General features: G+C 72.9%; 12 protein-coding genes and 1 pseudogene. All 13 read left to right on the forward strand.

Features of this window, described 5'->3' with window-relative positions; all coding sequences use genetic code 11:
* Positions 1-354: 354 nt before the first annotated feature.
* The 13 genes and pseudogenes from pheS to H4W31_RS23330 all read left to right on the forward strand — a co-directional run bounded on the left by pheS (position 355) and on the right by H4W31_RS23330 (position 15,082).
* Positions 355-1,416 carry a phenylalanine--tRNA ligase subunit alpha gene (pheS, locus tag H4W31_RS23270; RefSeq protein WP_192768592.1) on the forward strand — a complete coding sequence of 354 codons (1,062 nt, stop codon included), beginning with the start codon at positions 355-357 and terminating at the stop codon, positions 1,414-1,416.
* Positions 1,417-1,457: 41 nt separating this feature from the next.
* A complete protein-coding gene (locus H4W31_RS23275; RefSeq protein ID WP_192768593.1) occupies positions 1,458-4,067 on the forward strand; it encodes a phenylalanine--tRNA ligase subunit beta in 2,610 nt (869 codons plus the stop codon).
* A 187-nt stretch (positions 4,068-4,254) separates the two neighbouring features.
* Positions 4,255-4,635, forward strand: a complete 381-nt coding sequence (locus tag H4W31_RS23280) for a hypothetical protein (RefSeq protein ID WP_192768594.1) — start codon at positions 4,255-4,257, stop codon at positions 4,633-4,635.
* 93 nt (positions 4,636-4,728) lie between these two features.
* Positions 4,729-5,916, forward strand: coding sequence for an outer membrane protein assembly factor BamB family protein (locus H4W31_RS44340; protein WP_192768595.1), 1,188 nt, complete (start codon positions 4,729-4,731; stop codon positions 5,914-5,916).
* A 156-nt stretch (positions 5,917-6,072) separates the two neighbouring features.
* Positions 6,073-7,080: an N-acetyl-gamma-glutamyl-phosphate reductase gene (argC, locus tag H4W31_RS23290; protein WP_192768596.1), complete on the forward strand. Its 1,008-nt coding sequence runs from the start codon at positions 6,073-6,075 to the stop codon at positions 7,078-7,080.
* A 16-nt stretch (positions 7,081-7,096) separates the two neighbouring features.
* Positions 7,097-8,305: a bifunctional glutamate N-acetyltransferase/amino-acid acetyltransferase ArgJ gene (gene argJ / locus H4W31_RS23295; protein WP_192768597.1), complete on the forward strand. Its 1,209-nt coding sequence runs from the start codon at positions 7,097-7,099 to the stop codon at positions 8,303-8,305.
* The gene (argB, locus tag H4W31_RS23300) at positions 8,302-9,207 is read left to right on the forward strand and encodes an acetylglutamate kinase (protein ID WP_192768598.1); all 906 of its coding nucleotides are present in this window, start codon (positions 8,302-8,304) and stop codon (positions 9,205-9,207) included. Before argJ ends, argB begins: the two co-directional genes overlap by 4 nt.
* Positions 9,204-10,434: pseudogene (locus H4W31_RS23305) on the forward strand (acetylornithine transaminase); the annotation flags it as partial. The gene argB and the pseudogene H4W31_RS23305, both read left to right, overlap by 4 nt.
* Positions 10,388-11,332 carry an ornithine carbamoyltransferase gene (gene argF / locus H4W31_RS23310; RefSeq protein WP_192768600.1) on the forward strand — a complete coding sequence of 315 codons (945 nt, stop codon included), beginning with the start codon at positions 10,388-10,390 and terminating at the stop codon, positions 11,330-11,332. The pseudogene H4W31_RS23305 and the gene argF, both read left to right, overlap by 47 nt.
* Positions 11,333-11,381: 49 nt before the next feature.
* Positions 11,382-11,897, forward strand: coding sequence for an arginine repressor (locus H4W31_RS23315; protein ID WP_192768601.1), 516 nt, complete (start codon positions 11,382-11,384; stop codon positions 11,895-11,897).
* Positions 11,894-13,105, forward strand: coding sequence for an argininosuccinate synthase (locus H4W31_RS23320; RefSeq protein ID WP_192768602.1), 1,212 nt, complete (start codon positions 11,894-11,896; stop codon positions 13,103-13,105). The genes H4W31_RS23315 and H4W31_RS23320 overlap by 4 nt, the downstream gene beginning before the upstream one ends.
* A gap of 76 nt (positions 13,106-13,181) precedes the next feature.
* Positions 13,182-14,645 (forward strand): argininosuccinate lyase, encoded by a 1,464-nt coding sequence (gene argH, locus H4W31_RS23325; RefSeq protein WP_192772330.1) that lies wholly within the window; start codon positions 13,182-13,184, stop codon positions 14,643-14,645.
* Complete coding sequence (locus H4W31_RS23330; protein WP_192768603.1) at positions 14,642-15,082, forward strand: GNAT family N-acetyltransferase; 441 nt, start codon at positions 14,642-14,644, stop codon at positions 15,080-15,082. The genes argH and H4W31_RS23330 overlap by 4 nt, the downstream gene beginning before the upstream one ends.
* Positions 15,083-15,209 lie beyond the last annotated feature (127 nt).

Genomic DNA, 15,209 nt, shown 5'->3' on the forward strand with positions numbered 1-15,209 from the left:
GTGGGTCGGGCGTGCGAAACGCGCGACGTCACTCGTTTAGCCAGCCCGCCGGTGTCGGCGGGCGGCAGGGCTGACTCGTCCTCCCTGCGTACCTCCGACCGGCGGGCTGCGGCGCAGCCGCCCGTCCGTAGACTCTGGTGGCCGCCCGTGAGGGCCGCCCACTGACCTGTCCGCGGCGTCGCCGGTGCCTCCGGTGCACACCGACCGCGTACGCCGGGTCGCCGCATCGCCCGCGAGCGATCCGACCCGTGCGTCCGGCGTGGTGGCGGAGGGCATCCCACGCGGCGCAGCGGGACATTCGACGCGGAGGCAGCGGGGCACCCGCCCGCGACGCAGAGGGAGTAGCTGCACGTCATGACGTATCGCAACGACCCGTACGACCCGAAACAGGTCGCCCTGCTCGACCCGGGCGCGCTGGCGGCGGCGGTGGCCGACGCGGCGACCGCGTTCGAGGCCACGACCGACCCCGATGCGCTCGCCGAGCTGCGCCGCCAGCACCTCGGGGACCGGGCGCCGGTCTCGCTGGCCCGCCGGGAGATCGGTGCCCTGCCGCCGGCCGCCAAGTCCGACGCAGGCAAGCGGGTCAACGAGGCCCGCCGGTCGATCGAGTCCACCTATGCCGACCGGCTCGCTGTCGTGCAGGCGGCCCAGGCCGAGCGGATGCTCGCCGAGGAGCGGGTGGACGTCACCCTGCCCTACGACCGTCGGCCGCGCGGCGCCCGGCACCCGATCAGCACCCTCTCGGAGCGGATCGAGGACCTCTTCGTCGGGATGGGCTACGAGATCGCCGAGGGCCCCGAACTCGAGCTGGAGTGGACCAACTTCGACGCGTTGAACATCCCGCCGGACCATCCGGCCCGGGGCACCATGGATACCTTCTACGTGGACATTCCCGGGCTGGTGCTGCGGACCCACACCTCGCCGGTGCAGGCCCGGACCATGCTGGCCCGCAAGCCCCCGATCTACGTCGTCTGCCCCGGCCGGGTCTACCGGACCGACGAGCTGGACGCCACGCACAGCCCGGTCTTCCACCAGGTGGAGGGCCTGGTGGTGGACGAGGGGATCACCATGGCGCACCTGCGGGGCACCCTGGACCATCTCGCCAAGGCGATGTTCGGGGCCGAGGCGCGTACCCGGTGGCGTCCGCACTACTTCCCGTTCACCGAGCCGTCGGGCGAGTTCGACGTCTGGTTCGCCGAGCATCGCGACGGACCCCGCTGGGTCGAGTGGGGTGGCTGCGGCATGGTCAATCCCCGGGTGCTGCGGGCCTGCGGGATCGACCCGGACGTCTACTCCGGATTCGCCTTCGGGATGGGTATCGAGCGCACGCTGATGTTCCGGCACGGGATCAGCGACATGCGGGACATGGCCGAGGGCGACGTGCGGTTCACCCGCGCGTTCGGGGTCGAGGTGTGAGCGGGATGTCAAACGACGCGACGGATGCGGTGGTCTGAGTCATGCGAATTCCTGTTTCCTGGCTGCGTGAGCACGTCGAACTGCCCGCCGACCTCCGCCCGGAGGACCTGGACCGGGCCCTGGTCGGGCTCGGCATCGAGGTCGAGTCCGTGGTGGACCTGCGGAACACCGTCACCGGATCGCTGGTGGTCGGCGAGGTCCTCGAGGTCGAGGAGCTGACCGGGTTCAAGAAGCCGATCCGGTTCTGCCGGGTCGACGTCGGGGCCGCGAACGGCACCGGTGAGCCGCAGGAGATCGTCTGCGGGGCCACCAACTTCGCCCCCGGCGACCGGGTGGTGGTGATCCTGCCCGGCGGCGTACTGCCTGGCGGCTTCGCCATCGGCGCCCGCAAGACGTACGGGCGCAACTCCAACGGCATGATCTGCTCGGTCCGCGAACTGGGCCTCGGCGACGACCACGAGGGCATCCTGGTGCTGCCCGAGGACGTACCGGCGAAGCCCGGTGACGACGCGCGGCCGGTGGTCGGGCTCGACGACGTGGTCGTCGAGGTCGAGATCACCCCGGACCGTGGGTACGCGATGAGCGTACGCGGGCTGGCCCGGGAACTGTCGCACGCCTTCGAGGTGCCGTACGTCGACCCGGCGCTGGCACCCGCACCCGGGGCGACGGCCGAGCCGGCGTACCCGGTGCGGGTCCTCGACACCGTCGGCTGCGACCGGTTCGCGGCCCGGGTGGTGCGCGGCGTCGACCCGAACGCCGAGTCACCACAGTGGATGCGGCAGCGGCTGACCGTCGCCGGCATCCGGAGCATCTCGCTCGCCGTCGACATCACCAACTACGTGATGCTGGAACTCGGCCAGCCGATGCACGCCTTCGACCTCGACGCGCTCCGGGGCGAGCTGGTGGTCCGCCGTGCGGTGCCGGGGGAGCGGCTGACCACCCTCGACGGGGTCAACCGGGCGCTCGACCCCGAGGACATGGTGATCTGCGACGCCGGACTGCCCGCCCCGACGACCGGTGCCGATGCCGGACCGGCGCCGGCGGCTGGTGCCGACGGGGTGCCGATCTCGCTGGCGGCGGTGATGGGCGGCGAGACCAGCGAGGTCGTCGCCAGTACCACCAACGTGCTCTTCGAGGCGGCGCACTGGGACCCGGTCGTGGTCGGGCGGACGGCTCGTCGGCACCGGCTGTTCAGCGAGGCGGCCAAGCGCTGGGAGCGGGGCGTCGACCCGGCGCTGCCGCTGGTCGCCCTCGAACGGGCGGTGGCGCTGCTGACCACGTACGGCGGTGGCGCCGTCGGTGCCGAGGTGCTGGACATCGACCACGTCGCGCCGTCGACCCGGATCGTCATCGACGCGGACCTGCCCGCCCGGCGGGCCGGCGTGCCGTACGAGCCGGGCCGGACGATCGCCCTGCTGGAACGGGTCGGCTGCGCGGTGGCGGTCGGCGACGGACGTACCGCCGCCAGCCCCACCCAGGTCGGCGGCCGGCACGCGAGCGGGCCGGGCACCCTGGTGGTCACCCCGCCGAGTTGGCGGCCGGACCTCACCGACCCGGCGGACCTGGTCGAGGAGGTCGTCCGGCTGGACGGCTACGACCGGGTTCCGTCGGTGCTGCCGGTAGCGCCCGCCGGCCGGGGGCTGACCCCGGATCAGCGGCGGCGCCGGTCGGTGAGCCGGGCGCTGGCCGAGAACGGCTACGTGGAGGTGCTGTCCCAGCCCTTCGTGTCGCCGGACCTCTTCGACCGGCTCGGCCTGCCGGCCGACGACCCGCGTCGGAACGCCGTACGGCTGACCAACCCGCTGTCGGACACCGAACCGCTGATGCGGACCACGCTGCTCGGCACCCTGCTCGGTACGCTCCGCCGCAACATCGGCCGGGGCCACCGCGACCTCTCGCTCTACGAGATCGGCATGGTGTTCGAGCCGCGCCCCCGGACCGGACCGCCGCCCGCGATGGGCGTCGAGCACCGGCCGAGCGACGAGGAGTTCCAGGCCGCCGACGCGGTACTGCCGCACCAGCCGTGGCGGGTCGCCGTGATGCTCGCCGGTGAGGTGGAACCGGCCGGCTGGTGGGGCGCGGGTCGACCGGCAGGTTGGGCGGACGCGGTGGAGGCGGGCCGGATCGTGCTGGCCGCCGCCGGGATACCGGACGACCGGACCGTGGTCCGGCAGGCCCAGCGGGCGCCCTGGCACCCGGGCCGGTGCGCCGAGTTCCTCGTCGACGGCGTGTCGATCGGGTACGCCGGTGAGCTGCACCCGGCGGCGCTGACCGCCCTGGAACTGCCGCCCCGGACCAGCGCCCTGGAACTGGAACTGGACGCGCTGCCGACCGCCGTGGTGGCGCCGGCACCCCGGATCCCGGGCTACCCGCCCGCGCTGATCGACGTGGCGCTGGTGGTGGACGCCGGGGTGCCTGCCGACGAGGTGCGCCGGGCCCTGACCGAGGGCGCCGGTGACCTGCTGGAGTCGATCCGGCTGTTCGACGTCTACGCGTCGGCGCAGGTGGGCGAGGGGCGCAAGTCGCTGGCGTACAAGCTGGTCTTCCGGGCTCCGGACCGGACGCTGACCGGTGACGAGGCGGTGGCCGCCCGGGACGCGGCGGTGGCCGAGGCGGCCCGCCGGTTCGGGGCGGTGCTGCGCGGCGCCTGATCTGCGGTGGTTCTCCGGCGGTAGGCCGCCCGAGAAGTCTGTCGTGGCCGTCACGGTGTTCGTGGCGGCCACGACGGTCGATCCGCCCCGGCGGTACCCGGGCTTCCCGGTCGGTCGTGAACGGGCGTGGACATGTCGGCATCGATGCCGGAGGATCTGTCTCGCAAACGGCCGTCGGAGGTGCGGGGTGCGGGGTCGCTGGAAGCGCGAGTTCGGGTACGGCATGGTGCTGGTCCTGTTGCTCGCCGGGGGTTGCGGAAGCCGGGGCGGCGGCAGCTCGCAACAGGGGTGCGACGACACCCGCGCCGTGCTGGGTCAGTTCCACGGCCTGCGGGGCTCGGCGGAGGAGGTCCGGACCCTGCAGATCGAAGGCATGCGGCCGAAGCTGGCGGAGTTGGCCGGCTCGGCGAGCGGGAACGTGAAGACCGCGATCCAGCGGCTGGCCGACACCATCGAGGAGGCCGACCTGGACTCCGGTGAGCCGGTCACGACCCTTCGACCGAAGCTCGACCGGTTCGACACCGCATTCGACGAGGCCCGGCAGGAGTTCGACGAGGCCTGCGACTGATCTCCGTCCGCCGGTGGCTCGTGACCTCGCCGCCGGACGGGCTACGCTCGGCTGGCCCGGGCCCGGAACAGGGCCGGCAGATCGGGAGACCAGGTGGAGAGCCGAGTTCCGGTGCTCATCGACCTCGGCACCGAGCGCGGCCTCCCGGACGGCGAAACGCCACCCCCGCCCCAGTTCCGCAGGGTTTCGGTGCGCTGGCCGGCCGGACTGCTGGTGATCCTGCTGGTGCTGTTCGGGGTCACCGCCGCGGGCCCGCCGCACGGGCGCCTGCGACCGGGCGGCAACCTCGACGTACCGGCCGGCAGCACGTTCTTCGTCGCGGGCGACGTACTGCTGGTCTCGGCCGGCCCGGCCGGTGCGCCGAACAGCCTGACGGCGTACGACCTGCCGGGCGGGACCCGACGCTGGACCGTGTCGGCCTCCACCGCCGGCCGGCACTACGCGGAGCTGGTCGGTGACGCGGTCCTGATCGGTGAGGTCGACTCGGTTGGCCGGCGTACGGTGACCACCGCCCGCTCCGCCCGGACCGGTGAAGTGCGGTGGAGCCGGCCGGGCCGGGTGCTGCGGGTGCCGGGAAGCTCCCTCGGGCTGGGGGTTTCGGAGGTCCGCAGCGTCTCCGGCGCGGGTCGCCGGTTGGAGGGTGACGTCGAGGCGGTGGACCTGGTCACCGGCATCGTCCGGTGGCGGTTGCCACTGTCGTCGACCGCGGTCGTGCAACCGGTGCCCGGTGATCCGGCCCGGGTGCTGATCGTGCACGACAACGTCACCGCCGAACTGCGGGACCTGGCAACGGGCGATCTCGTCGGCACCGGCCAACTGCCGCCGGCGGACTACGCGCAGAGCAATCCACGGGTGATCGCCGACCGCCTGGTGCTCCGGCATCCGGCCGGGCGGGGTTTCTCGGTCACCGGGTACGACCTTCCGGCCCTGACCCCACGGTGGACCCGTCCGGGTGGCGAGTCCGGCGAGGCGGTCCGGGACTGTCAGGGCCTGGCCTGCCTGGATGGCGAGACCCGGGTGGTGGCCCTGGATCCGGAAAGTGGGGCCGAGCGCTGGACTCGGGCGCGTCCGGCGGGCTGGCACTCCATCGTCTGGTCCCCGGACATCCTGCTCAGGCCGGACGCCTACCAGGGGCAGTCGCTGCTGGCCGTGGCCGAGGGCGGAGCGCTGCGGATTCTCGGTGCCCTGCCGGCCGGGGTGGTGGACTGTCGGGCCGGTCCGACCGACCTGGTGTGCCGGACCGCCCCGGACCGGCTCGGCGTGTGGCGACTTCTGACTTGAGCGGGCGCTCCCGGCGGCCCGGTTCGCCGTGCCCGGCCGGTGGGAGCGGTGTCGACAGGCCGAGCCACGATCCGATTGATCATTCAGTCGGCCGCATAGACTTGCAGTGTTCGGAAGTGGCTGTTAGCGTCTCTGCATAGAAATGCGGAGGTTGGCATGGGAATTCGAGTGGCGGTCGCTGGAGCCAGCGGCTACGCGGGCGGTGAACTGCTCCGGCTGATCGTCGGGCACCCCGAGTTCGACCTCGTCGCGGCGACGGCACACAGCCAGGCGGGTCTGCCGGTTGCCGCCGTACATCCGCAGCTCGTCGGCCTTGACCTGGTGCTCGGCCGGACCGACCCGGCGGTGCTGGCCGACGCGGACCTGGTTTTCCTGGCCCTGCCGCACGGCGAGTCGGCGGCCCTGGCCGCGACCCTGCCGGACGGGGTCCGAGTGGTGGACCTCGGTGCGGACCACCGGTTGACCGACGCCGCCGCCTGGGGCCGCTACTACGGCGGGGAGCACGCCGGCGCCTGGACCTACGGCCTGCCGGAACTGCCCGGCCAGCGGGCGCTGCTGGCCGGTGCGACCCGGGTGGCCGCGACCGGCTGCTACGCGGTGGCCACCACGCTCGCCCTGGCCCCGCTGCTCGCGGCCGGAGCCGCCGAGCCCGACGATGTCGTGGTGGTCGCCGCCTCCGGCACCTCCGGAGCCGGCCGGTCGGCCAAGCCGCACCTGCTCGGCAGCGAGGTGATGGGCGACCTGTCGCCGTACAAGGTCGGCGCCCACCAGCACGTGCCGGAGATCAAGCAGGCGACCGGCGCCACCGGGCTGTCGTTCACCCCGGTGCTGGCCCCGATGCCCCGGGGCATCCTGGCCACCGTCACCGCGCTGCCCGTCGACGGCGTACCGGCCGACCCGCGAGCGGTGCTCGCCCAGGCGTACGCGGACGCGCCGTTCGTGCACGTCCTGCCGGAGGGCGTCTGGCCGCACACCGCCGCCACGCTCGGCGGCAACTCCTGCCACCTGCAGGCGACGGTCGACGTCGACTCGGGCCGGCTGATCGTGGTCAGCGCCATCGACAACCTGGGCAAGGGCGCCGCCGGCCAGGCGGTGCAGTGCGCGAACCTGATGCTCGGCCTGCCGGAGACGACCGGACTGTCCGTGCACGGGATCGCACCGTGAACAAGGGAGCGTCCAGATGAGTGTCACCGCGCCCAGGGGCTTCCGGGCTTCCGGGGTCGCCGCCGGGCTCAAGTCCAGCGGCGCCCGGGACGTCGCGCTGGTGGTCAACGACGGACCGGACGCCTCGGCGGCCGGGGTCTTCACCGCGAACCGGGTCAAGGCCGCGCCCGTGCTCTGGAGCCAGCAGGTGCTCCGGGCTGGTCTGGTCCGCGCCGTGGTGCTCAACTCCGGCGGCGCGAACGCCTGCACCGGCGCCCCCGGCTTCCAGGACACCCACGCCACCGCCGAGCACGCCGCGTCCGCGCTGGCCGGCTCCGCCGACGACGGACCGGCTGCCGGGACCGCTGCCGGAGCCGGTCTGTCGACGATCGGCGCCGGTGAGGTGGCGATCTGCTCCACCGGCCTGATCGGCGAGCGGCTGCCGATGGACCGGCTGCTCCCCGGGGTGACCGCGGCGGTGGCCGGGCTGACCGCCGACGGCGGCCCGGCGGCGGCCGAGGCGATCATGACCACCGACACCAGGCCGAAGACGACCGTGGTCGCCGGCACCGGCTGGACGGTCGGTGGAATGGCCAAGGGTTCCGGCATGCTCGCGCCCGCGCTCGCCACCATGCTCAGCGTGGTCACCACCGACGCGATCGCCGGACCGGCCGTACTCGACGAGGCGCTCCGAGCGGCCTGCCGGGTCAGCTTCGAGCGGGTCGACTCGGACGGCTGCCTCTCCACCAACGACACGGTGCTGCTGCTGGCCAGCGGCGCGTCCGGGATCGCGCCGACCCAGGCCGAGCTGACCGCCGCCGTCACCGAGGCCTGCCGGGACCTGGCCCGGCAACTGATCGCCGACGCGGAGGGGGCCAGCAAGGAGGTCGCCATCGAGGTGGTCGGGGCCGCCGACTCCGACGACGCGGTCCTGGTGGGCCGCGCGGTGGCCCGCAACAACCTGGTCAAGACCGCACTGTTCGGCAACGACCCGAACTGGGGCCGGATCCTCGCCGCGGTCGGCACCACGACCGCGGCCTTCGAACCGGACCGGATCGACGTGGCCGTCAACGGCGTCTGGGTCTGCCGGTCCGGGGCGGCGGCCGAGGACCGGTCCAAGGTGGACCTCACCGGCCGCCAGGTGACCATCCGGATCGACCTGCACGCCGGCCCGGACGAGGCCACCATCTGGACCAACGACCTGTCGCACGCCTACGTGCACGAGAATTCGGCGTACTCCACATGATGCTGACCCGCGACCTGACCGAGGCGCAGCGGAAGGCGGCCACCCTCATCGAGGCGCTGCCGTGGCTGGCCCGTTTCTCCGGCTCCACCGTGGTGGTGAAGTACGGCGGCAACGCGATGACCGATCCGGACCTGCAACGCGCCTTCGCCGCCGACATGGTGTTCCTGCGTTACGCCGGGCTGAGGCCGGTCGTCGTGCACGGCGGCGGTCCACAGATCTCGGCGATGCTGCGCCGGCTCGGCATCGCCAGCGAGTTCAAGGGCGGGCTGCGGGTGACCACGCCCGAGGCGATGGACGTGGTCCGGATGGTGCTGGTCGGCCAGGTCGGCCGGGAACTCGTCGGCCTGATCAACGAACACGGTCCGTACGCGGTGGGGCTCTCCGGCGAGGACGCCCGGCTGTTCACGGCGGTGCGCCGGCCCGCGTACGTCAATGGTGAACCGGTCGACATCGGGCAGGTCGGTGACGTGGACGAGGTGAACGTCTCCGCGGTCGCCGACCTGATCTCGGCCGGCCGGATTCCGGTGATCTCCACCGTGGCGCCGGACGTCGACGGGGTGCTGCACAACCTCAACGCCGACACCGCCGCCGCCGCGCTGGCCATCGCACTGCGGGCCCGCAAGCTGGTGGTGCTCACCGACGTACCCGGCCTCTACGCCGACTGGCCGGACACCGGGAGCCTGGTCTCGCAGGTCAGCACCGAGCAACTCGCCGAGCTGCTGCCCAGGCTCGAGTCCGGGATGGTGCCGAAGATGGAGGCCTGCCTGCGCGCGGTACGCGGCGGCGTGCCGGCGGCGCACGTGGTCGACGGACGGGTCGCGCACTCGACCCTGCTGGAAGTTTTCACGTCGGAAGGATTCGGCACGATGGTGGTTCCCGAGCTCGGGGCGGTGACGGCGTGACCACGCTGGTCGACCGCTGGACGCAGTCCATGATGGACAACTACGGCACCCCGCCACTGGCCCTGGTCCGTGGCTCCGGCGCGGTCGTGGTCGACGAGACCGGCCGGGAGTACGTCGACCTGGTCGGCGGCATCGCGGTCAACGCGCTCGGGCACGCCCACCCGGCGGTGGTCGAGGCGGTGTCCCGACAGGTCGCCACCCTCGGCCACGTCTCCAACCTGTTCGTCGCCGAGCCGCCGGTGGCACTGGCCGAACTGCTGCTGGCCCTGGCCGGGCGACCCGGTCGGGTGTTCTTCGCGAACTCCGGGGCGGAGGTCAACGAGGCCGCCTTCAAGCTCTCCCGGCTCACCGGACGTACCCGGGCGGTGGCCACCGTCGGCGGGTTCCACGGCCGGACCATGGGCGCCCTGGCGCTCACCGGACAGCCGGCCAAGGCCGACCCGTTCCGCCCACTGCCGGGTGAGGTCAGCCACGTCCCTTACGGCGACGTCGACGCGCTGGCCGCCGCGGTGACCGACGAGACCGCGATGGTGATCCTGGAACCGATCCAGGGTGAGAACGGTGTCGTCGTACCGCCGCCCGGCTACCTGGCGGCGGCCCGGCGGATCACCAGCGCGCACGGCGCACTGCTGGTGCTCGACGAGGTGCAGACCGGGATCGGGCGGACCGGGCACTGGTTCGCGCACCAGGCCGACGGCGTCGAGCCCGACGTGATCACCCTGGCCAAGGGCCTGGGTGGCGGGCTGCCGATCGGCGCCTGCCTGGCCTTCGGCGCGGCGGCCGACCTGCTCGGTCCGGGCGCGCACGGCACCACCTTCGGCGGCAACCCGGTGAGCTGCGCCGCAGCCCTCGCGGTCATCTCCACCATCGCCAACGAGGGCCTGCTCGACCACGTCAAGCGGGTCGGCGAGCGGATCCGGCACGGCATCGAGGCCCTCGACCATCCGCTGGTGGCCGAGGTCCGGGGCACCGGACTGCTACTCGGCATCGTGCTGCGGGCACCGGGGGCCGCCGCGACCGCCGGGGTGCTCCGGGACGCGGGCTTCCTGACCAACCCGGTGCAGCCGGCCACGATCCGGCTGGCCCCGCCGCTGATCCTGACCCTCGAACAGGCCGACGCCTTCCTCGCCGCCCTGCCGGCGGCACTGGACGCCGCGAACCCCGGTGGGAGTGTGCGCTGATGCCCCGGCATTTCCTTCGGGACGACGACCTCAGCCCCGCCGAGCAGTCGGCGGTGCTCGATCTCGCGGCCCGGATGAAGTCCGACCGCTTCGCCCTCCGCCCGCTCGCCGGGCCACGGGCGGTCGCGGTGCTCTTCGACAAGCCGAGCCTGCGTACCCGGCTCTCCTTCGACGTCGGCATCGCCGAACTGGGCGGCCACCCGATCGTGGTGGACACCCAACTGACGCACTTCGGCCGGGGCGAGTCGCTGGTCGACGCCGCCCGGGTGCTGTCCCGCTACGTCTGCGCCATCGTGCTGCGTACCTTCGGCGACGACCGGATCGCCGAGTTGGCCGAGGGTGCGGACGTGCCGGTGGTGAACGGGCTGACCGACGGCTTCCACCCCTGTCAGCTCCTGGCCGACCTGCTGACCATCCGGGAGCACTGCGGCGGCACCGCCGGGCGGTCCCTGGGGTACGTCGGCGACGCGGCCAACAACATGGCGCACTCGTACCTGCTGGCCGGGGCGACCGCCGGAATGCACGTCCGGGTCGCCGGCCCGGCCGGGCACGATCCGTCCCCGGCGGTGGTCGAGCGGGCCGCGCAGATCGCCGCCGGGACCGGTGGCTCGGTCCAGGTACTGCGGGATCCGGTGGCGGCGGTGGCCGGCGTCGACGTGGTCGCGACCGACACCTGGACCTCGATGGGGCAGGAGGACGACGGCCGGGACCGGCTCACAGCGTTCCAGCCCTACCAGGTCAACAAAGCGCTGCTGGCCGGCGCGCGACCGGACGCCGTCGTGCTGCACTGCCTGCCGGCGCACCGGGGCGAGGAGATCACCGACGAGGTGCTGGACGGTCCGCAGAGCGTCGTCTTCGACCAGGCGGAGAACCGGCTGCACGCGCAGAAGGCCCTGCTCGGCTGGCTGATCGAACAGCCGGCCAGCGAATCGGTCAGGTCATGACCGAGCCGACCGGGCGGACCCGCCCGACCGGGCGGAGCGAGGCGACGCCGTGACCGGGCCGCTGACCCGTGCGGTGCGGCACGGCCGGATCGTCGACCTGATCCGGGACCGGGAGATCCGTTCGCAGACCGAACTGGCCGACCTGCTCGCCGAGGGCGGCCTACAGGTCACCCAGGCCACGCTCTCCCGCGACCTGGACGAACTGGGTGCGGTCAAGGTACGCGGCGGGGACGGACCGGCCGTGTATCTCATTCCGGAGGACGGCAAGCGACCGTTGCGGGACGCTGAACAGGCGCCCGCCCGGCTGCTCCGGTTGCTTCGTGAACTGCTCAACGGGGTCGACTCCAGCGGCAACATCGCCGTGCTGCGTACCCCACCCGGTGCCGCCCAGTACCTGGCCAGCGCGCTGGACCGGGCGGGGCTGCCGGAGGTCGTCGGCACCATCGCCGGCGACGACACCATTCTCGTCGTGGCCCGCGAGGCCACCGGCGGTGCGGCGCTGGGGGAGAAGCTCTCCTCCTGGGCCGCCCGGGAAGAACATGCTGAAGGGAGCACCACACCATGACTGAGCGGGTCGTACTGGCGTACTCCGGGGGACTGGACACCTCGGTCGCCATTCCATATCTGGCCGAGCAGACCGGTGCCGAGGTGATCGCGGTGGCGATCGACGTCGGGCAGGGCGGCGAGGACCTGGCCGCGATCCGCCAGCGGGCGCTGGACTGCGGTGCCGCCGAATCCGAGGTGATCGACGCGCGCGAGGAGTTCGCCGCCGACTACTGCGTACCGGCGATGCGGGCCAACGCGCTCTACATGGACCGCTATCCGCTGGTCTCGGCGCTGTCCCGGCCCTTGATCGTCAAGCACCTGGTCGCGGCGGCGAAGAGGTACAACGGCACGATCGTTTCGCACGGCTGCACCGGCAAGGGCAACGACCAGGTGCGGTTCGAGGCCGGCCTCGGCGCCCTCGCCCCGCAGCTGAAGGTGATCGCGCCGGCCCGGGACTTCGCCTGGACCCGGGACAAGGCGATCGCGTACGCCGAGGAGAAGGGGCTGCCGATCGACGTCACGCACAAGTCGCCGTACTCGATCGACCAGAACCTGTGGGGCCGGGCCGTGGAGACCGGCTTCCTGGAGGACATCTGGAACGCCCCGATCGAGGACGTCTACGCGTACACGGCGAACCCGGCGGAGCAGCGCGACCCGGACCACGTGGTGATCACCTTCGACGCCGGGGTACCGGTGGCGATCGACGGCGAGACCGTCACCCCGTACCAGGCGATCGTGGAACTCAACCGGCGGGCCGGCGCCCAGGGCGTGGGCCGGCTCGACATGGTCGAGGACCGGCTGGTCGGCATCAAGAGCCGCGAGGTGTACGAGGCACCGGGCGCGATCGCCCTGATCACCGCCCACCAGGAGCTGGAGAACGTCACCGTGGAGCGGGACGTGGCCCGGTTCAAGAAGGGCGTCGACCAGCGCTGGGGCGAGCTGGTCTACGACGGGCTCTGGTTCTCGCCGCTGCGGAACGCGCTGGACGCGTTCATCGACGACACCCAACGGCACGTCTCCGGCGAGGTCCGGCTGGCCCTGCACGGCGGCCGCGCGACGGTCACCGGTCGGCGCTCCGAGGCCAGCCTCTACGACTTCGGCCTGGCCACCTACGACACCGGGGACACCTTCGACCAGTCCCTGGCCAAGGGCTTCGTGCAGTTGTGGGGCCTGCCGAGCAAGCTCGCGTCGGCCCGGGACGCCCGGCTGGGCGGCTCCGAGCAGTGACCGGTGCGACGGCGGGACGTGGACGGGCGCGGCGGATGAGCCCCGCGATCGGGAGCGAGGAGAAGGCTCAGCGATGATGGTCGGCGTGGACGACAAGAGCTTGACCGAGAACAGCGCCGGAACCAACCGTACGAGTCTGTGGGGCGGCCGGTTCGCCGGTGGTCCGGCGGAGGCGTTGGCACGGTTGTCGGTCAGCGTCCAGTTCGACTGGCGGCTCGCCCCGTACGACCTGGCCGGCTCCCGGGCGCACGCCCGGGTGCTGGCCTCGGCCGGCCTGCTCGACCCGGACGAGCTGGGCCGGATGCTGGCCGCCCTGGACGATCTGGAGGCGGCGGTGCTGACCGGCACCTTCCGGCCCACCGTCGAGGACGAGGACGTGCACACCGCGCTGGAGCGTGGCCTGCTGGAACGCCTCGGTACGCTCGGCGGCAAGCTGCGCGCCGGCCGGTCCCGCAACGACCAGGTCGCCACCGACCTGCGGCTCTACCTGCGTGATCACGCGCGGGGGCTTTCCGCCCGGATCGTCGGGCTGGCCGACGCGCTGGTCGAGCAGGCGGCCCGGAACATCGACACGCCGGCTCCGGGGATGACCCACGTGCAGCACGCCCAGCCGGTCAGCTTCGGGCACTGGCTGCTGGCGCACGTACAGCCGCTGCTGCGGGACCTGGAGCGACTGCGCGACTGGGACCACCGGGCCGCGGTGAGCCCGCTCGGCGCGGGGGCGCTGGCCGGTTCGGGCCTGCCGCTGGATCCGGTGGCGGTCTCCAAGGAGCTGGGCTTCCGGACGTCGTTCGCGAACTCGATGGACGCGGTCGGCGACCGTGACTTCGTGGCCGAGTTCCTCTTCGTCACCGCGCTGCTCGGGGTGCACCTGTCCCGGCTCGGCGAGGAGGTGGTGATGTGGACCTCGCAGGAGTTCGGTTGGGTGGAGCTGGACGACTCGTTCGCCACCGGATCGTCGATCATGCCGCAGAAGAAGAACGCGGACATCGCCGAGCTGGCCCGGGGCAAGTCGGGTCGGCTGATCGGCGGGCTGGTCACCGTGCTGACCATGCTCAAGGGCCTGCCGCTGGCGTACGACCGGGACATGCAGGAGGACAAGGAACCCGTCTTCGACGCGATGGACACCCTGGACCTGGTGCTGCCGGCGCTGGCCGGGATGATTTCCACGATGACGGTCCGGGTCGACCGGCTCGCCGCGGCGGCGCCGGTGGGCTTCTCGCTGGCCACCGAGGTCGCCGACTGGCTGGTCCGGCGGGGTGTGCCGTTCCGGGAGGCGCACGAGGTGACCGGTCGGCTGGTGGCGCTCTGCGTCGCCCGGGAGTGCGAACTCCACGAGGTCTCCGACGAGGACCTGGGGCTGGTCAGTGAGCACCTCGACCCGAGCGTCCGGAACGTGCTCTCGGTCCGTTCCGCGCTGGCCGCCCGGACCACTCCCGGCTCGACCGGGCCCGGCCCGGTCGCCGACCAGCTCGCGTCCGCCACGGATCAACTCGACGGCTGGCGGGAGTGGGCCACCGAGCAGGTGGTGCCGCGTTGAGTCGCCGTCTTGAGCTGGTCCTGCGGCCGGTGACGGTCGCGGAGGTACCGGCCGTGTTGGAGTTGTGGCTGCGGGCCGCCGAGAACGCCGATCGCCCGGACGACTCCGCCCGGGCGGTCGAGGCGCTGCTCGACCGCGATCCGGACGCGCTGATCTCCGCCTGGTCCGGTCCGGACCTGGTCGGCACGGTCGTCGCGGGTTGGGACGGCTGGCGCTGTCACCTCTACCGGCTGGCCGTGGCGCCGGAGCATCGTCGCCAGGGCATCGCCGGATCCCTGGTCGCGGCCGCCGAGGACCGGTGCCGGCGCCTCGGCGGCATCCGGGTCGACGCGATGGTCCTCGACGACAACGAGACCGCCCACCGGGCCTGGCGCTCCGCGGGTTACCGGCGGCAGGCCGAGTGGTCCCGCTGGATCAAGCCGATGCCGGTGGACTGAGCGCGCGAGAGCGGCGAGTTGCACCGGCGGCCGTGGTCGTGGCAGGGTACGTCCCGTCAGCGCCGAGAGGAGGTGAGCCCGATGAACACCCAACGTTTCGTCCGGGCGTTCTCCTCGGCCACCCGTA

The organism is Plantactinospora soyae, from assembly GCF_014874095.1.
GTDB classification, from domain to species: Bacteria; Actinomycetota; Actinomycetes; order Mycobacteriales; family Micromonosporaceae; genus Plantactinospora; species Plantactinospora soyae.